This is a genomic window from Massilia glaciei (assembly GCF_003011895.2).
GTDB classification, from domain to species: domain Bacteria; phylum Pseudomonadota; class Gammaproteobacteria; order Burkholderiales; family Burkholderiaceae_D; genus Telluria_A; species Telluria_A glaciei.
In genome coordinates this window covers 1-18,270 of sequence record NZ_PXWF02000338.1, presented here as the reverse complement: position 1 = coordinate 18,270, position 18,270 = coordinate 1, and the positions used below count along the sequence as shown (strand labels likewise).

General features: G+C 65.6%; 12 protein-coding genes and 1 pseudogene. 7 read left to right on the top strand and 6 right to left on the bottom strand.

What is annotated here, in order from left to right; genetic code table 11:
• The first annotated feature begins 3 nt into the window (after positions 1 to 3).
• Positions 4 to 2,373 carry a beta-galactosidase gene (locus tag C7C56_RS26860; RefSeq protein WP_106760403.1) on the top strand — a complete coding sequence of 790 codons (2,370 nt, stop codon included), beginning with the start codon at positions 4 to 6 and terminating at the stop codon, positions 2,371 to 2,373.
• 474 nt (positions 2,374 to 2,847) lie between these two features.
• Here the strand turns inward: C7C56_RS26860 and C7C56_RS26855 are convergent, their stop codons facing one another.
• The 3 genes from C7C56_RS26855 to C7C56_RS26845 form a co-directional block, all read right to left on the bottom strand.
• Entirely contained in the window at positions 2,848 to 4,431 is a 1,584-nt protein-coding gene (locus C7C56_RS26855) for an aldehyde dehydrogenase (NADP(+)) (protein WP_229459022.1), read from the bottom strand.
• Between the two features lie 22 nt (positions 4,432 to 4,453).
• On the bottom strand, positions 4,454 to 5,368 hold the full coding sequence (gene kdgD, locus C7C56_RS26850; RefSeq protein ID WP_106760402.1) for a 5-dehydro-4-deoxyglucarate dehydratase: 915 nt from the start codon (positions 5,366 to 5,368) through the stop codon (positions 4,454 to 4,456).
• Between the two features lie 175 nt (positions 5,369 to 5,543).
• The gene (locus C7C56_RS26845; RefSeq protein WP_106760401.1) at positions 5,544 to 6,299 is read right to left on the bottom strand and encodes a FadR/GntR family transcriptional regulator; all 756 of its coding nucleotides are present in this window, start codon (positions 6,297 to 6,299) and stop codon (positions 5,544 to 5,546) included.
• Between the two features lie 222 nt (positions 6,300 to 6,521).
• On the opposite strand from C7C56_RS26845, the gene C7C56_RS26840 reads away from it, so the two are divergent.
• The 5 genes and pseudogenes from C7C56_RS26840 to C7C56_RS26820 all read left to right on the top strand — a co-directional run.
• On the top strand, positions 6,522 to 7,928 hold the full coding sequence (locus C7C56_RS26840; protein ID WP_106760400.1) for an MFS transporter: 1,407 nt from the start codon (positions 6,522 to 6,524) through the stop codon (positions 7,926 to 7,928).
• A gap of 2 nt (positions 7,929 to 7,930) precedes the next feature.
• Positions 7,931 to 8,815, top strand: a complete 885-nt coding sequence (locus C7C56_RS26835; RefSeq protein WP_181373380.1) for an SMP-30/gluconolactonase/LRE family protein — start codon at positions 7,931 to 7,933, stop codon at positions 8,813 to 8,815.
• Between the two features lie 435 nt (positions 8,816 to 9,250).
• A complete protein-coding gene (locus tag C7C56_RS29215) occupies positions 9,251 to 9,502 on the top strand; it encodes a hypothetical protein (protein WP_181373377.1) in 252 nt (83 codons plus the stop codon).
• A 4-nt stretch (positions 9,503 to 9,506) separates the two neighbouring features.
• Positions 9,507 to 11,321 carry a TonB-dependent receptor gene (locus tag C7C56_RS26825; RefSeq protein WP_181373376.1) on the top strand — a complete coding sequence of 605 codons (1,815 nt, stop codon included), beginning with the start codon at positions 9,507 to 9,509 and terminating at the stop codon, positions 11,319 to 11,321.
• A gap of 27 nt (positions 11,322 to 11,348) precedes the next feature.
• Positions 11,349 to 12,236, top strand: a pseudogene (locus C7C56_RS26820) (TonB-dependent receptor domain-containing protein); the annotation flags it as partial.
• A gap of 374 nt (positions 12,237 to 12,610) precedes the next feature.
• Here C7C56_RS26820 and C7C56_RS26815 read toward each other — a convergent pair.
• Genes C7C56_RS26815 through C7C56_RS26805 form a run of 3 tightly spaced genes read right to left on the bottom strand, consistent with a single transcriptional unit; the run spans position 12,611 to position 17,107 of the window.
• Positions 12,611 to 14,434 carry a glycoside hydrolase family 28 protein gene (locus C7C56_RS26815; RefSeq protein WP_106760396.1) on the bottom strand — a complete coding sequence of 608 codons (1,824 nt, stop codon included), beginning with the start codon at positions 14,432 to 14,434 and terminating at the stop codon, positions 12,611 to 12,613.
• Positions 14,431 to 15,684: a DUF4861 family protein gene (locus tag C7C56_RS26810; RefSeq protein ID WP_229459021.1), complete on the bottom strand. Its 1,254-nt coding sequence runs from the start codon at positions 15,682 to 15,684 to the stop codon at positions 14,431 to 14,433. The genes C7C56_RS26815 and C7C56_RS26810 overlap by 4 nt, the downstream gene beginning before the upstream one ends.
• A gap of 16 nt (positions 15,685 to 15,700) precedes the next feature.
• Positions 15,701 to 17,107, bottom strand: coding sequence for a glycoside hydrolase family 88/105 protein (locus C7C56_RS26805; RefSeq protein WP_106760394.1), 1,407 nt, complete (start codon positions 17,105 to 17,107; stop codon positions 15,701 to 15,703).
• Between the two features lie 208 nt (positions 17,108 to 17,315).
• Between C7C56_RS26805 and C7C56_RS26800 the strand changes: the two genes are divergently transcribed.
• Positions 17,316 to 18,270 (top strand): UxaA family hydrolase (locus C7C56_RS26800; protein ID WP_370660250.1); only part of this gene is annotated, 955 nt, incomplete at its 3' end.

Genomic DNA, 18,270 nt, shown 5'->3' with positions numbered 1-18,270 from the left:
TTCATGACAACCACCATTCCACGCCGGCGCCTGATGCAGGGCGCCGCCGCCGCCCTCGGCGGCGCGCTTCTCCCGCTGGCCCGCAGCGCCCACGACGCGGCCGATGCGCCACGATTCTCCATCGGCGAAAACGACTTTCTGCTCGATGGCAAACGCATCCAAATCCGCTGCGGCGAAATCCATTTCGCCCGCGTGCCACGCGAGTACTGGACCCACCGCCTGCAGGCGATCAAGGCGATGGGCTTGAACACGGTCTGCGCCTACCTGTTCTGGAACTATCACGAGTGGCGCGAAGGCCGCTTCGACTGGCAGGGCCAGCGCGACGCCGCCGAATTTTGCCGCCTCGCGCAAAAGGAGGGCCTGTGGGTGATCCTGCGGCCCGGCCCCTACGCCTGCGCAGAATGGGAGATGGGCGGCCTGCCGTGGTGGTTGCTCAAGCACGACGGCGACGCCTTCCTGCGCACGCGCGACGACGCCTTTGTGCGGCCGGCGCGGCGCTGGCTGAAGGAGGTCGGGCGCGCGCTCGGGCCGCAGCAGGTGACGCGGGGCGGGCCGATCCTGATGGTCCAGGTCGAAAACGAATACGGCTTTTTTGGCGACGACCTCGACTACCTGCGCGTGATGCGCCAGGCTTTGCTCGACGCGAAGTTCGAGGTGCCGCTGTTCCAATGCAATCCGACCAACGCGGTGGTCAAGTCGCACCTGCCCGAGCTGTTCTCGGTCGCCAATTTCGGCAGCGACCCGCAGGCCGGCTTCGCCAAGCTCGCCGCGGTACAGAAGGGGCCGCTGATGTGCGGCGAATACTATTCCGGCTGGTTCGACACCTGGGGCGCGCCGCACCGCCGCGGCGACGCTAGCAAGGCAGTGGCCGACATCGCCACCATGCTCAAGGCGAACGGCTCGTTCAGCCTGTACATGGCGCATGGCGGCACCACCTTCGGTCTGTGGGGCGGTTGCGACCGTCCCTTCCGTCCCGACACCACCAGCTACGACTACGACGCGCCGATCAGCGAGGCGGGATGGGTGGGCGCCAAGTTTGAGGCCTACCGCGACGGCATGACGCGGTTCCTCGCGCCAGGCGAGGTTTTGCCTCCGGCCCCGGCACCCATGCCGGTCATCGCGATCGCGCCCTTCGCCCTGAAGGAGTCGGCATCGGTGTTTGCCAGCCTGCCGCGCAAGGTGGTCAAGGATGTCTCGCCCAAGCCGATCGAGCACTACGACATCAGCCGCGGCCTGGTGGCCTACCGCGTCACGCTGCCGGCCGGACCCGCCGGCGTGCTGGAGGCGGCCAAGGCGCGTGACCTGGCCTGGGTCTTCGTCGACGGCGTGCAGGTCGGCACGATGGACACGCGCCATCGCCGCTACCGGGTCGATGTGGCCGCGCGCACCAAGTCCGTCACGGTCGAGATCCTGCTGTACACCATCGCCCGCGTCAATTTTGGCGTCGAGATCCACGACCGCAAGGGCCTGCATGGCCCGGTCACGTTCACGCCCGCCAATGGCGCGCCGCAGCCGCTCGAGAACTGGGAAATCCGCGCCATCGATTTCGATGCCGACGGCGTGCTGCCGCCGCTCGCGTTCAAGGCAGGGCGCGCCAAGGGGCCGGCGTTCTGGCGCGGCAGCTTCGAGGTCGGAAGCACCGGCGACACCTTCCTCGACATGGCGAGCTGGGGCCAGGGCATCGTCTGGATCAACGGCCGCTGCCTGGGGCGCTACTGGAGCATCGGGCCGACCCAGACCATGTACCTGCCGGGGCCGTGGATCAAACGCGGCCGCAACGAGGTCGTGGTGCTGGACCTGACCGGCCCGCAAAGCGCGCGCATGGCCGGTTTGCGCACGCCGATCCTCGACCAGCTGCAGCCAAAAAACGACCTGGCGCGCGCGCTCGGCAAGGCCAAGCTCCGGCTCGAGGGCGTGGCGCCGGTGCACGAGGGGGCGTTCGCGCCGGGCGCCGCGACCCAGGACGTGATGTTCGCCGCGCCGGCCAGTGGGCGCCAGTTCTGCCTCGAGTCGCTCAATGCCTTCGATGGAAAGAATTTCGCCGCCGTCGCCGAGATCGCCTTGCTCGACAAAAACGGCAAGACGCTCAACCAGTCCAACTGGACCATCGCATACGCCAGCAGCGAGGAGGCGCGCAAGGAGGACGGCTCCGCACTGAACGCCATCAACGGGCAAACCACCGACCACTGGCACAGCGCCTACAGCGGCGCGGCGGCGCGCGCCGAGCATCCGCACCGCCTGATCATCGACCTGGGCAAGCCGGTCGAGGTGGCGGGCCTGCGCTACACGCCGCGCCAGGGGGCTGCCGGCGTGACCGGGCGGATCAAACAATATCGCGCCTACCTTGGCGAGCGGCTTGCCAGCGACAACTAACCAGGCCTGAACCAGATCGTCCTCGCGGAGGGCTCGGCGCCCCCGCGTTGATCCATGGAGCGGTAGCGCATAGAAACTGTTCTTTGGATCCCCGCCTCCGCGCACGGCTGTCCGGGATAATTTTATTGCCATCGGATTGATGTGAATACTTCTGTTAACCGCTGCAGAAGTCGACGATCGTCATCGATACAACAGCCAACGTCATCCTCGCGAAGGCGGGGACCCATGCTGAGCTCGCCTATACGCGGAGTCCAAGCCTTCAGGTATGGGAACCGTGCGCCCCAACATTTTAAAAACGCAAATTTGCATGCTCAGCATGGATCCCCGCCTCCGCGAGGACGACGTTGATTTTACATATTAGCGTTTTTGGTGGTCTCGGATTCTGACACTACTGGACATGCAAATTCGGCGCGCGCGAAAACAAAAAAGCCACCGCAAACATCGCGGTGGCTTTTTCAATTGAGCGGCAGTCGATCAGGCTTTTACCAGCTCGCCGTCGCGCACGCGCCAGAGTTGCTGCGGGTTGTTCTCCTGCAGCGCCGCCGGCAACAGGTACGCGGGCAGATCCTGGTAGCTGACCGGGCGCAGGAAGCGGTCGATCGCGCCGGCGCCAACCGAGGTGCTGCGGCTGTCCGAGGTGGCCGGGAACGGGCCGCCGTGGACCATCGCGTGCGACACTTCGACGCCGGTCGGATAGCCATTGACCAAAATGCGGCCGGCTTTGCGCTCGAGCAGCGGCAGCAACGCCAATGCCGCGTCGCGGTCGTCCTGGTCGAGGATGATGGTGGCGGTCAACTGGCCGTCGAGGTGGGCTGCGACCTGGTGCATCTGTTCGAGGTCGCTGCAACGCACTACCAGCGAGCTGGCGCCGAAAATCTCGTCCTCGAGCGCCGGATTGCCCACGAAGTTGGCCGCATCGGTGATGAACAGTGCCGCGCGACCAGCACATGGGCCGTCACCGGCCTTGCCGCGCCCGACCAGCGTGACGCCTTGCGCGCCGGCGAGGCGCGCGACGCCCTCGGTGAAGGCGCTGTGGATGCCGCTCGTGAGCATGGTCGCGGCGCCTTTTTCTTCCAGGGCGGCCGCGGCGGAAGCGCAGAAGCTTTCAAGCGCGGGGCCGTCCAGGGCGATCACGAGGCCCGGGTTGGTGCAGAACTGGCCGGCGCCAAGCGTGAGCGAATCGATGAACGACGTACCGAGCGCACCGGCGCGGTTTTCCAGCGCGCAGGGGAGCAGGAAGACCGGGTTGATGCTGCTCATTTCCGCATACACGGGAATCGGCTCGGGGCGCTGCGCCGCAGTGCGCATCAGCGCCGTGCCGCCCTGGCGCGAACCAGTGAAGCCGACAGCCTTGACCGCCGGATGGTTCACCAGCGCGGTGCCGATGGTGCGCCCGTCGCCATGCAGCATCGAGAACACGCCCTCGGGCAGGCCGCAACTGGCCACAGCCGCCTGGATCGCCTTGCCGACCAATTCCGAGGTGCCCGGATGGGCGCCGTGGGCTTTGACGATGACGGGGCAGCCGGCGGCCAGGGCCGATGCGGTGTCGCCGCCGCCAACCGAAAACGCGAGCGGGAAGTTACTGGCGCCGAAGACGACGACCGGACCGACGGCGATCTTGCGCAGGCGCAGATCGGGCCGCGGCGGCACGCGCTCGGGCAGCGCCGAGTCGAGCGTGGCGCCCTGCCAGCGGCCGTCGCGCACAACCTTGGCGAACAGGCGCAGCTGGTTCACGGTGCGGCCGCGTTCGCCCTCGATGCGGCCCTGCGGCAGGCCCGATTCGAGCATCGCGCGCTCGACCAGCGCGGGGCCGAGGTCCATGATGTTCTGGGCGATCTGCTCAAGGAAGGCGGCGCGCTGTTCGAGCGTGGTCTCGCGGTAGGCGTCGAAGGCCTGGTCGGCCAGCTCGCAGGCGAGATCGACGTCGCTGATGATCGCGCTGCCAAACTGCGGCTCGAGCGCGGCGCCGGTGGCCGGATTAAACGCGCTGAACGCGGCGGCGTGGCCGGGCAGGGCGCGCGCGCCGATCAGCAGGTTGCCGTTGATGGTGTTGTTCAAAATTGTGTCCTTTGATTGGGGCTTACTGCGGTCCGAGCGACTTGATCAGCGCGTCGAGTTGTTCGCATTCCTGTGGATTGAGGTCGATCAGCGGCGTGCGCACCGGTCCTGCGGTGTGGCCCACCAGCGTGGCGCCGGCCTTGACGATGCTGACCGCGTAACCGGCCTTCTTGTTGCGGATGTCGAGGTACGGCAGGAAGAACGAATCGATCAGGCGTTCGGTCGTGGCGAAGTCGTCGGTGCGGACCGCCTCGTAGAATTCGATCGCCGTCTTCGGGATGAAGTTGAACACCGCCGACGAGTACACCGGCACGCCGAGCGCCTTGTACGCCGACGCGTACACCTCGGCCGTGGGCAGGCCGCCCAGGTAGGTGAAGCGGTCGCCCAGCTTGCGGCGGATGCTGACCATGGTCTCGATTTCGCCCACGCCGTCCTTGAATCCGATCAGGTTGGGGCAGCGGTCGGCCAGTTGCAGCAGCGACTGCGCGTTGAGCTTGCAGACGTTTCGGTTGTAGACGACCACGCCGAATTGGACCGAGTTGCAGACCGCGGCGACGTGTTCGACCAGGCCGTCCTGGCTCGCTTCGGTCAGGTAGTGCGGCATCAGCAGGATGCCGTGCGCGCCGAGGCGCTCGGCCTCTTGCGCGTAGGCGATCGCGGTGCGGGTGGGGCCGCCGGCGCCGGCCAGGATCGGCACCTTGCCGCGGCAGGTCTCGACCGCGACCTTGACCACCTGGGTGTAATCCTCGGGCGTGAGCGAGAAGAACTCGCCCGTGCCGCCGGCGACGAACAGCGCCGTCGCGCCGTACGGGGCCAGCCACTCGAGGCGGTCGGCGTAGGTGCTGGCGACAAAATCGCCCTGGGCGTCGAAGTCGGTGATCGGGAACGAGAGCAGGCCGGAGGAGAGGATCTGTTTGAGGTCTTGTGGTGTGAACATGGTGTGGGCGCCGTTGTAAGGTTGTAATTAAGTGACGCGCATGAAATCCGCCCCACTGTTATCAGTCATCGTACAACATAGGATGGCCTATCGCAAGATGGTTGTGGATTTATCGTGCAAATAAAAACAGCGCCGGGCTTGCGCGCGACGCTGTTTGGGCGGGGAAGGCCGGCCGCTATTGCGCTTGGCTCTCGAACAGCTCCTGCGCGCGGCGCAGGCGTTCGCGGCTGTTGCTCAGGTGGGTGCGCATGGCCGCGCGCGCCGATTCGGGGTCCTTGCGCGCGATGGCGCTGTAGATGTCCTCGTGCTCGTTGACCACGCGCTCCATGTACACGGACGGCTCGTCCTGCGCCAGCTTGGCCGAATTGAGGCGCGCGCGCGGGATGATGTTGGTGCCGAGGTGGCTCAGGATGTCGTGGAAATAGCGGTTCGACGACGACTCGGCGATCAGCAGGTGGAACTGCAGGTCCGAGGCCACGGTCTCGGAGCCGTTGCGCGCGCACGCCAAAAAGCTGTCGAGCGCGGTGCGCAACTGCTGCAGCTGCGTCTCGCTGCGCCGGCTCGCGGCCAGGCCGGCGGCCTCGGTCTCGAGGCTGATGCGCAGCTCGAGCAGGGCCAGCACGTCGCGCATGGTGATCACGGTGTTCGGGTCGAGGCCCAGCAGGTGCGCCGGCGGCGCCGCCGGCTCGAGCACGAAGGTGCCGATGCCGTGGCGCGTCTCGACCATGCCGGCCGCCTGCATGTGCGAAATGGCTTCGCGCACCACGGTCCTGCTCACGCCGAGGATGCGCATGATCTCGGACTCGGTCGGCAGTTTGTCGCCCGGTTCGAGTTCGCCGTTGCGGATGTTGTCGGAGATGTGCGCGACCACGCCCTGGGCCAGGTTGCGATGCTTCTTTGGCGGTGCCGAGGGGAGCGGTGAGGTGTTCATGTCTTTGAGCCTGGATGCGATTCGGACGAAAGGATTGCAATTTGCGAATTCGCTGATTATACTACGACGTCGGTTGTCAGACGACTGATAACATCTTGCCGCTTTAATCAGATCGGCGCGGACAAGGTGGGTTTTGCGCACAAAGCGGCTGGAACGGTGTCGCGCGGACCTTTGGCAGACCCCTTTGCATTCAATAAACGACAACTATAAAGACCGGACATCATGAAGCAGCAAGAACTTGACACCACCCGCTTGAAGCCGCAAGGAATCGGCACCTACCGCTGGACCATTTGCGCGCTGTTGTTTTTCGCGACGACCGTGAACTACCTGGACCGGCAGGTCCTGAGCCTGCTGGCGCCCGACCTGTCGAAGGAGTTTGGCTGGACCAACACGGACTACGCCAACATCACCGCCGTGTTCCAGTTCGTGTACGCGATCTCGATGCTGTTCGCCGGCCGCGTGGTCGACAAGCTCGGCACCAAGGCGGCCTTCATGCTGGCCATTTTCGTCTGGTCGATCGGGGCGGTGATGCATGCCTTCGCCATCGGGCTCGGCAACGGCGCGGCGACGGTCATGAGCGCGCTCGGCCTGGCCGCGGTGCCGGTCTCGATCGCCGGCTTCATGATCGCGCGCGCCGTGCTGGCCCTGGGCGAGGCGGGTAACTTCCCGGCCGCGATCAAGGCCACGGCAGAATACTTCCCCAAGAAGGAGCGCTCGTTCGCCACCGGCATTTTCAATTCGGGCGCCAACGTCGGCGCCGTGCTCGCGCCGATCAGCGTGCCACTGATCGCCGCGGCGTGGGGCTGGCAGGCCGCCTTCGTCGTCGTCGGGGCGATCGGCTTTTTCTGGATGGCCCTGTGGCAGATTTTCTACGACAAGCCTGAAGCGCAAAAACGCCTGAGCAAAGAGGAGCTGGCCTACATCAACGCCGACGATGTCGCCGCCGGCACCACCGATGGCGCGGTCGCCAAAGGCCCGGCGCTGGGCTGGTTCGCTTTGCTCGGCTACCGCCAGACCTGGGCTTTCGCGTTCGGCAAGTTCATGACCGACGGCGTGTGGTGGTTCTTCCTGTTCTGGCTGCCCAAATACCTCTCGGCGCAATACGGCATGACTACCAGCCAGATCCAGATCCCTCTGGCCGTCCTGTACAGCATGACGATGATCGGCAGCATTGGCGGCGGCTGGTTCCCGAGCGTGTTCATGAACAAGGGCGCCAATCCCTACGACGGCCGCATGAAGGCGATGTTCGTCATCGCGCTGTTCCCGCTGGTGGTGCTGCTGGCCCAGCCGTTCGGCTACATCAGCTTCTGGGTGCCGGTGCTGCTGATCGGCATCGGCACGGCGGCGCACCAGGCCTGGTCGGCCAACCTGTTCACGACCGTGTCGGATATGTTCCCCAAGCGCTCGGTGGCCTCGGTGGTCGGCATCGGCGGCATGGCTGGCGGCATCGGCGGCGTGTTGGTGACCAAGATCGGCGGCTGGGTGTTCGACCACTACGGCGCGCTGGGGCAGATCAAAACCGGCTACACGATCATGTTCGCCGGCTGCGCGCTGGCCTACCTGGTCGCATGGATGGTCATGAAGGCGCTGGTGCCGCGCTACGAAGAGATCCGCGAACCGATAGCATGAGCATGGGCACCGAGATCGAACGCCTGGGGCCGCAACGCAGCGCGGTCGGCGAGTGCCCCATGTGGAGTGCGCGCGAACAGGCCTGGTATTGGGTCGACATCGTCGCGCGCACCATTTGGCGCTGCGACGCGGCCGGCACGCTCGCGCACTGGAGCACGTCCGAGATGGTGGCCTGTCTGGCCGAACGCGCCAACGGCGGCCTGATTGCCGGCATGGAGAGCGGCCTGTTCGGCCTGCGTCTCGACGCCGACGGGCGGGTCGATCAGCGGTGCCTGGCCAGTCCGCCCGAGCTGGGGCCGGGCATGCGCTTCAACGATGGCCGCTGCGACCGCCAGGGCCGCTTTTGGAGCGGCACCATGGTGATGGACATGGCATTGGCGCGGCCCGACGGCAAGTTGTACCGCTACGCGGCCGATGTCGGCTTGTCCGGGCCCATGGTCTCTGGCCTGCTGACGCAGAACGGGCTCGCGTTTTCGCCGGACGGGCGCACCATGTACCTGTCCGACTCGCACCCTAGCGTGCAGCAGGTGTGGGCCTTCGATTACGACACCGACAGCGGCGTGCCGTCCGGGCGGCGCCCGTTCGTCGACATGCTGGTCCATCCCGGCCGGCCCGACGGCGCGGCGGTCGACGTCGACGGGTGCTACTGGATCTGCGGTAACGACGCCGGCTGCATCCTGCGCTTCACCCCCGACGGACGGCTCGACCGCACGATCGGCCTGCCGATGGCCAAGCCATCGATGTGCAGCTTTGGCGGGCCCGGCCTCGACACCATGATCGTGACCTCGATCGGCGCCGGCCAGCCGGCGGACGACCCCTGGGCCGGCGCCACCTTGCTGCTGCGCCCGGGTGTTCAAGGAATCGCCGAGACGCCGTTCGGGGGGTAAGCCCCGCTTTTTTTCGTTGATCCCAACCCTGGACAACGCCGACGAGACAGTCTCGCGCGGCGTTTTTTTTGTTCAATCGGCGTCGGGTGAGTGGTCTGTCCAATTTTGCGCTACTACCTGTATAAAATCGGTCACTTATGCCGTTAATCGGACATTTGGACCGACCGAAATTTCGATGCTGGACAATTCAAAATTAATGCGGTTGGACTAATTGTTGTTTTTTAGTAGACTATTTATTAATATATCAGCGTTTTGTTCTGCGCGGGTGAAATCGCCATTTTTTGTTTTTATACTGACTATGATGAGTTTTAATATGTTTTGACAGATTTTATGCTGACGCCATCTCCCATGGAACGGCGCCGCGCATCGATTCGAGAAAAATAAATTCAGGACGCTTAGCAGTTGTTGGAAAAATCGCACTAAAATTGATTCGCAGTGAGAAAAAAGGCGAATCTGCGCGCCTCGCTTGAAAGCGCGCTCAAGACCAAGCGCGACGAGAACGGCATGGTCGACGTGATCAAGGCTGAGAGGCTGAGAGTCTTTCGATCATGCCCGCTCAGCACGCCAGAAAGCGCCAGTTCGTCGTTGCAAATGCTCGCCATAGCCCGCTATGGCTGTGCTTTGCGCCTCGATCTGCCGCTTTCTGGCGGGCTGCTCGGGCACGCCCGAAAAACTCTCAGCCTCTGAGGACATGGGCAAATTCCCCGACACCAACCTGGCCGACTCGCTGCAGCGCATCCCGGGCGTGGTCATCGACCGCGACGCCGGCGAGGGCCGCGGCATCACCGTGCGCGGCCTGGGCCAGGATTTCACCCGCGTGCCCATCAACGGCATCGAGGGCCTGGCCACGACCGGCGGCACCGACAGCTCGGGCGGCGCCAACCGCTCGCGCGGCTTCGACTTCAATGTGTTCGCCTCCGAGTTGTTCAGCTCGCTTACGGTGCGCAAAAGCTCGAGCGCCGACGTCGACGAGGGCTCGCTCGGCGCCACGGTCGACCTGCAGACCATGCGCCCGCTCGACATGAAGGGCGGCTTCAATGCGAGCGCCTCGGTCAAGGGCCGTTACAACGACCTGTCCGGCAAGACCAACCCGCGGCTGGCCTTTTTGGTGTCGAACACGAGCAAGGACCGCAAGTTCGGGGTGCTGGTGTCGGGCGCGCTCTCGCAGCGCCAGGTGCTCGAAGAGGGTTTCAGCACGGTGCGCTGGGATAACGGCCCGTCGTCGGGCGGATGGTGCGCGCCGCTCGGCGTGACCCCGGCCAATCCGGCGACATCGACCGCCACCACTTGCGGCCCGGCCGCCCAAGGGGTGCCGCGCGTCGCGGGCACGCCGGCGGCGATCGCCGCCTACGGCGCCGCCAGCAGCGTGGCCAACTTCACGCCGCGCCTGCCGCGCTACGGCCGCCTCACGCATGACCAGGACCGGCTCGGCCTGACAGCGGCGATGCAATGGCGGCCCGCCGCCGGCACCCGTCTGACGCTCGAGATGCTGTATGCGAAGCTCGACGCGACGCGCCAGGAGGATTTTTTGCAGGCGATCTCGTTCAGCCGCAGCGCGACCCAGGGCGGCAAGCCGCAGACCAGCGTGCTCGAGACCGAGTACGCCGCCAATGGCGCTCTGCTTTACGGCAAGTACAACGGCGTCGACATCCGCGCCGAGTCGCGTTTCGACGAACTGAGCACCATCTTCACCCAGCCCACGCTGACGATCGAGCAGGACATCACGTGCGATCTGCGCGTCAGCGCCAAGCTCGGCTCGGCCAAGTCGAAATTCCGCAATCGGGTCCAGACCACGACCACGCTCGACGCGTCCAACGTCAATGGCTATGTCATCGACTTCCGCAGCAGCGACCGGTTGCCGTCGATCACCTATCCGTTCGACGTGAGCCAGTCCGGCGGACCGCTCAAGCTGGTGGGCGTGCCGGTGGTCGCCTCGGGCACGCAGCCGTCCTCGGTGCCCAACACCACGACCAGCGAAATCAGGATCCGCCCGCAAGGCGCGACCAACACCAACGACGTGGGCCAGGTCGACCTGGTCTGGGACGTGATGCCCGACAAACTGACCCTCAAGGGCGGTGTCAACGTCAAGAAATTCACCTTCAACTCCTACGAGTCGCGCCGCGTGAACCAGGGCGACTCGATTTTCGCGCCGCCGGCTGGCGCCGACCTGGCCGCCCTGACCACGCAGGTCACCAATTTCGGATCGAGCCTCGGCATGCCTGCGGGCACGCCGACGACCTGGGTCATTCCGAATTTGAACGCCATCGCCAAGGCCTACGACATCTACTGCAATTGCATCAAGAACGGCCCGGCGGGCGGACCCGGCGACTTCACGCTGTCGTCGACCACCAACGGCGCCGCGCGCGGCAACAACCGCGCGGTCACCGAGGAGGACAAGGGTGTCTACCTGATGGGCGATTTCACGCACCAGTTGGGCCCCATTCCGTTGCGCGGCAATTTTGGCGCGCGCTACGTCCAGACCGCGCTGAGCGCAACCGGCTACTAGGCCACCGGCGTCGGCACCGAAGTCACGGTCGACAACGATTACAGCGACCTGCTGCCGTCGTTCAACATCGCCGCGAACGTCACCGACAACTTCCTGGTGCGGGTGGCGGCGGCCAAGGTCATGTCGCGTCCGCAGTTGGGCAACCTGAGCCCCGGCGGCACGGTGGCCTCGACCGGCACGCTGACGATCACCAGCGGCAATCCGATGCTTAAACCGTTCCGCGCCAAGACCATGGACGCGAGCTTCGAGTGGAACTACGGCAAGAACGCCTTCCTGGGCCTGGGTTTGTTCCAGAAAAACATCGACACCTACATCCAGAGCTTGCGCAGCCAGGTCGCGTTCAAGGACACCGGCTTGCCGATGAGCTTGTTGCCGACCAACTTCACGGGCGACGAAGTGTTCGCGGTGACGGCGCCGATCAACACCGAAGGCGGCAAGCTCAAAGGTTTCGAGATCAATTACCAGCAGCCGTTCACCTTCCTGCCTGGCATCGGTCGCAATTTCGGCACGCTGCTCAACTACACCTTCGTCAAATCGAAGATCGAGTATGTGGTTTCGCCGGGCAGCGCCGCGACGATCACCGACGACCTGTTGAACCTGTCGCCGAAATCCTGGAACGCCACCTTGTACTACGATGACGGCGCCTTCAGCGCGCGTGTTTCGGCATCGACGCGCTCGAGCTTTGTGACGCGTGTGCCGGGGCAGAACAACAACGACGTCGAGGGTAAGAACGGCACGTTCAATGTCGATCTGTCGGTCTCGTACAAGATCAATCCGAAGCTCGAGTTGACGCTCGAAGGGGTGAACCTGACCAACGAGGCGAACGACCAGTTCATCAGCCGCGCGCGTAACAGCGTGGTGGTCAATAACGTGACCGGACGTGAGGTGTTGGCTGGTTTGCGGTACAAGTTCTAACTGCTTGTCGCAAGCGAAAACGGGCTCCCGGTGAAAGCTGGGAGCCCGTTTTTCGTTTCAACGAATGCTTTGGAATCGTATCGCGAGAATGCGAGAAAGATATAAAACGTGCAGAAATCGCGAACCGGATATTGATCGAAAAATGGCCAACGTCATCCTTGCGCATGCGCACGGCTATCCGGGATAAAAAACTTGACATGGCAATGGGGCCCGGGCCTGAAGATTATATTTTTCCCATGAAAGCGAGCTCAGCATGGGTCCTCGCTTTCGCGAGGATGACGGCTATTATTGTATCGATGAAGATCGGTTTCTCGATTCCTGCCACTTGCGGTTTAGCCTGCGATTTATATGACCGTCAAAAAAGGTTACGGGACTTAGGCCGAAAGCGTGGTCGAATAGCTCTTGCCCGCAATGGTGACGTTCTTGAGCGTGACCGAACGCACGTTGTGCAAAAACCATGGCTGCGCGGCGTTGCGCGGCGTCCCGAAGTCGCAGTCGGTGATCGTGATGCCGGTCAGCGGCAGGACCGGGGTGCCGGGCGCGCCATTGAAGCTAGACGCCACCGGCCCCAAAATGACCATCGCCTGGTAACACGAATACTGCGCCCCCGGCGTCGTCACATTGCCCACCCTGACACCCGAGATATGCACGTCCGACACCGTCGGCGGCCGGGTGCGCACGGCGTCGTCGGCCGGCGTGTAGTCGCAGTCGATCGTGATGACGGCGCCGGCGGTCGAGGCCACCGACTTGGGCGGGATCACCGACCCGGGCAGCGGCGTGTAGAACTTGCCGCTCGTTTGCACGCCGTTCGGGATGCTCACGTTGCGCACATAAAAATGGCGCAAAAACCCGCCGCGGTTCATATTGGTCTTCATCCGGATCGCCGTGTTGAGCGGGTCGCTGGCCCAGTTGATGTTGCGGAACTCGAGGTTCTGGGCGTAGATGTTCTCGATTCCGCCCGCCATCTCGCTGCCCAGCGTGATCGCGCCGTGCCCGCTGTTCATCACGCAGTTCTGGATCACGATGTTGCGCGTCGGCCCGAACTGGGTGTCGAGGTTCTTGCCCGACTTGATGGCGATGCAGTCGTCGCCCGTGTTGAAGACGCAGCCGTCGACCAGCACGCCGTCGCACGCCTCCGGGTCGAAGCCGTCGCTGTTGGGGCCCAGGCTGTCCAGATTGACCTTGCTGATATGGAGGTTGCGGCAGTTGACCGGGTGGTGCAGCCAGAACGGCGCGCCGCGCACCTGGTAGCCCTGCAGCAGCACATTGGTGCAGCCGATCAGCTCGATCATGCAGGGGCGCAGGTAGTGGCCGTGGCCGAACACGCGGCGCGCCACCGGCACGCGCGCCTCCGACAGCGCCGGCAGGTAGCGCGAATCGCTGCGCCAGCGCTCTCCCGCGCCCTGAATCAGCGCGCGCTGGGCCGCCGTCAGCGCCGGCGCGACCGCCTCGAGCGTGGTCGCGTTGTTCGGATTGGGGGCGATCTCGGTGCGGGTCGCGCCGGGACGGTGCCGGCCCTTCCAGTCCCACCAGCAGTCGCCGTTGCCGCTCTCGAAAGGCACGCCGCCCTGGCCGTCGAGGATGCTGGTCCAGTCGGCGCCGGTCAGGGCGATGTTGTCCTGGCCGTAGGCGTACACCATCGGCGAAAAATTGAGGCAGTCGTTGCCCTGCCAGCGCGACAGCACCAGATTGCCGTTCGCGCCGCAGGGGTAGTCGCCGTACTTGGCGTAGTCGGCCGGGTTGGCGCTGAAGTAGATATGCGCGCCGGCGGCCAGGTGCACGTGCACGTTCGAGCGCAGCACGAGCGGCCCGGCGCAGTACCAGTTCCCGGCCTGGATCAGCACGCGCCCGCCGCCGGCCTTGTGGCAGGCCGCGATGGCGGCGGCGATGGCGCCGTGGTTGTCGTGCGAGCCGGCCGCGGGCGAATCCATCTTGCCGGTGGTCTCGTCGGTGGGCTTGCCGGTCACGCTCGCCAGCGTCGCCGCCTTGGCGCCGTAGGCGGTGATCGGAAAATCCTCCTGGCGGAACGCGTGCGGCACGGCGAAGCGGTCGATGATGGCCTGGGCCCGCAGCCACGGGTCGCCCGCGCCGGTCGGGGCCATTGGCAGCTGCGCGCAGCCGCTGGCGGCCAGCAGTCCGGCGGCGGAGGTGCCGCGCAACAGGGCGCGGCGGCGTGGGTTGGTCGGTGCTGTGGTCATGGGTTTTCCTTGGTTGGCATGGGGGCTGCGGCCAGCGCGACACGCACCGGATTGGCGACGCGCGCGGCGACGTTGTCCACGCGCGCCTTCCATGCCTCTTGCGAGCTCACGCGGCCGGCGCGGGTCCAGGCGGCGCCGACGTAGTAGTGCAACGGTGTGCCCGAGGTCACGCTGGCGAGCACCAGGTGGTTCAGCGGGTCTTCGGTGAATCCGGTGGCGCCGGGCAGCACCACGGCGGTGCCGAAGGCGCCGTTGTGGGCTTGCTCGACCCATTGCAGCAGGCTGGCCCGCGCCGCGTCGCGCGTGATCTCAATTTTTGGCGCCTGGCCCTTGTCGGCCGGGTTCTTGTTAAGGCCGACGGCGACCGTGACGGGTGCGGCGCCGGCGAAGGTGAAGGTGCTCGCGACCCGGTCGAACTGGTGGCCCGCGTCGACCGTGAAGCGCTTGACCTCCGAGACGGTGGTGCCGCCGGCGTCCCAGCCGTCGTAGGTGAGTTCAAACACCGCCCGCACCGGGCCGTTGGCGAGCACCTTCCATGACTTGTAGTTGTGGCTGGTGTACAGCCGCTTGCCGTCCCAGACGCCGGTGCCGCCCGCGCCGCGCGACTTGCCGACGTTGTACATGTCCATGCCTTCGCCCTCGTCGACGTGGTAGTGGTCGTGGCCCTTGTTGTACCAGCGGTCGACGATCGGGTAGGGCACGCGCTTGAACCAGATGTCGATGCCGCTGCTGGCGAGCACCTCCTTGCCGGAGCCGGGGACGGCGGGCGCGCCCAGCGCGGCGCCGTAGGTGCGGTGCGCGACCATGTCGTTTTCCCACGCGAAGTCGTCGAGCCGCTCCTGGATGTAGCGGGCCGTGACGGCCGGCGCGAACGCGGGCGCGAGCGTGTCGATTTTCTCGACCGTGAAGCTGGCGCTTTTTTCGCCGGCGCCAAAGTTGTACTGGAAAATGAGCTCGCCGTAGGCGATGCCCACCCCTTGCGGGTCCTTGGACTGTGGCGCGACGTTGGTGACCTGGTGCGCCAGCACGCGGCCGGCGCCGTCGCGCACGGCGATGCGGTGGATCAGCGCGCCGGGCAGGGCGCGGTTGACCTCGGGCCAGGCCACGGTGATGGTCTCGGACGGGCGCGCGATGGCCAGGTCGTGGCTGGCGGTGATGCGCAATTGCTCGTGCGCCTGCGCCAGCGGGGCGGCGAGCAGGCCGGCGAGGGCGAGCCGGAGTGCGGTCGGCTTCATGGGCTTGTTCCTCATGGGATTGCTCCTTGTATCAGTGGTGTTCGCTGTAGTCGGTCTTGGCGCCCTGCTTGGGCACATAGTGGTAGGTGCGCACGCGGTGCTCGATCGCGAACGCCGGATTGTTCATCAGGCGGATCATCTCGGCGCCGGCCAGCAGCGTCGGGCCGTAGCCGTGCAGCGCGTGGACGCTGGTGGGCCGGTTGTAGTAGTAGGTCTGGTCGCTGGCGAAGGTGGTGCCCACGCAGGTGCCCTCGACCTGGCCCTTGGCGTTGATCTGCGCCGACAACCCGGCCCAGCCGGCCTGGGCGATCGGACCGTAGCCGACGGCGCTGATCCAGCCCTCGTTGATCGCGTGCGCGATGGTGTAGGTGAACATGGCGCTGGCCGAGGCTTCGAGATAGGAGTCGTTGCGGTCGAGCATCTGGTGCCACAGCCCGGTGCCCGACTGCAGCTCGGCCACGCCGTGCAGCGCGGCGCGCAGCTGCGCCAGCACCTTGTTGTAGCCGGGGTGCGACTTGGGCAGGACGTCGAGCAGGTCGGACATGGCCAGCACCGACCAGCCATTGGCGCGCGCCCAGTAGAAGCGCGGCGCGTCGGGGTTGTCGGCGTGCCAGCCGTGGGTGTAGATGTTCTTGTCCTTGTTGAACATATAGGCCGACATCTGCAGCACGTTTTTCACGGCGTCGTCGAAGTGGGCGCGCTTGCCCGTCATGCGGCCGAGTTCGGCCAGCGCGGGCACGCTCATGTACATGTCGTCGGCCCACAGCGAGCTCGTTTGCGGACGCTTGCGCGCCAGCGTGCCGTCGGCCAGGCGGTACTGCTTATTGGCGACCCAGTCGCCGCACACGGCGATCTGCGCCGACAGGTCGGGGCCGATGCCGGCGGCGCGCGCGCGCATCAGGGCCGCGCACATCGAGCCGGCGTCGTCGAGCGCGCGCGGATCGAGAAAGCGCGAGAAGCTGTTGGCCCGTTGGAGTTTGAATTTTTGTTCCTGCGCCCGGAAGTAGGGCAGTTTGTCGGCGAAAAACTGGAGGTGGCGCGCCGTCATGTCGGTGAAGCGTTTGTCGCCGGTGATCTGGGCGGCGCGCAGCAGGCCCGCGTGCACCACGCCCATCTCGTAGACCTGGATGCCGAAGTCGCCGTCGCTCGGCGAGGTGATCGCCTCGGCCACCGGGTTGGCGAAGTCGGTGATCGGGGCGCCGGTCGCCTTGTGCACCACGCGCGTCGGCGTGGTCGCGTCCATATAACCGCGGATGCGGTGCAGCGCCTCGCCGATCTCGGCCACCGTCGGTTTTTTGTAGGGCACCGGATACGTGCCTTCGCCGACGTCCCGCGGGTTCTTGTTGTCGGGATTGCGGTACGGGCCGGCCGCGTGGGTGGCGCCGGCGAGCAGGCTAAGTGCGGTCAGGGCGGCGAACAGTTTGTTTTGTGTTTTCACGCTTGTCTCATTTGTCGTTTTAATGGAACGCGGCTGCCCAATACTATCAGCCACGCAAAGCCAGATGCAAGGTTTGGTCGGTCCATTCTAATTTGGTCCTACCAAATTTGCAAGGTGGACTAGCCAATCGTGGGGCTTGTGTGGCATACTGGACGGGACGCCGCTTCAGAGGAAGCGCGCGCCTTGACGGCTTGGAGAGGAACACCTGATGACGATGAATTACGACGGCGCCCGTTATATCCGGATGCACGAAAACGACAATGTCGCCATCGTCGCCAACGATGGCGGCTTGGCGGCCGGCGCCGTGTTCGCGGACGGGTTGGCGCTGGTCGAGGCGGTGCCGCAGGGCCACAAGGTGGCGCTGCGCGACTTGGCCGAGGGCGACCCGGTGACGCGCTACAACGTCACCATCGGGCACGCCAGCGGCGCCATCGCCAGGGGGGCGTGGGTGTCCGAGAAGGTGCTGCGCATGCCGCCGGCGCGCAGCCTCGACGACCTGCCGGTCGGCACGCGCCTGGTGCCGCCGGCCGCGCCGCTCGAAGGCTACACCTTCGAGGGCTACCGCAACGCCGACGGCAGCGTCGGCACGCGCAACATCCTGGCCATCACCACCACCGTGCAGTGCGTCTCGGGCGTGGTCGACTTCGCGGTCCGGCGCATCAAGGACGAGCTGCTGGCGCGCTATCCGAACGTGGACGACGTGGTCGGCCTCGAGCACAGCTACGGCTGCGGCGTGGCGATCGACGCGCCGGGCGCCGAGGTGCCGATCCGCACGCTGCGCAACATCAGCAAGAACCCCAACTTTGGCGGGGCCGTGATGGTCGTCAGCCTCGGTTGCGAAAAGCTGCCGCCGGCGCGCTTGTTTCCCAAGGGGTCGATCCCGATCAGCGGCAGTGGTGCCGCGTCGGCCGAACCGTCGGTGGTCTGCCTGCAGGACCAGCAGCACGTGGGCTTCGATTCGATGATCGCCTCGATCATTGACACCGCCGAGACGCACCTCAAGCGGCTCGACGCGCGCCGCCGCGAAACCTGCCCGGCCTCGGAGCTGGTGGTCGGGGTGCAGTGCGGCGGCAGCGATGCGTTTTCGGGCGTGACGGCCAATCCGGCGGTCGGATTCGCCACCGATCTGCTGGTGCGCGCCGGCGCCACCGTGATGTTCTCGG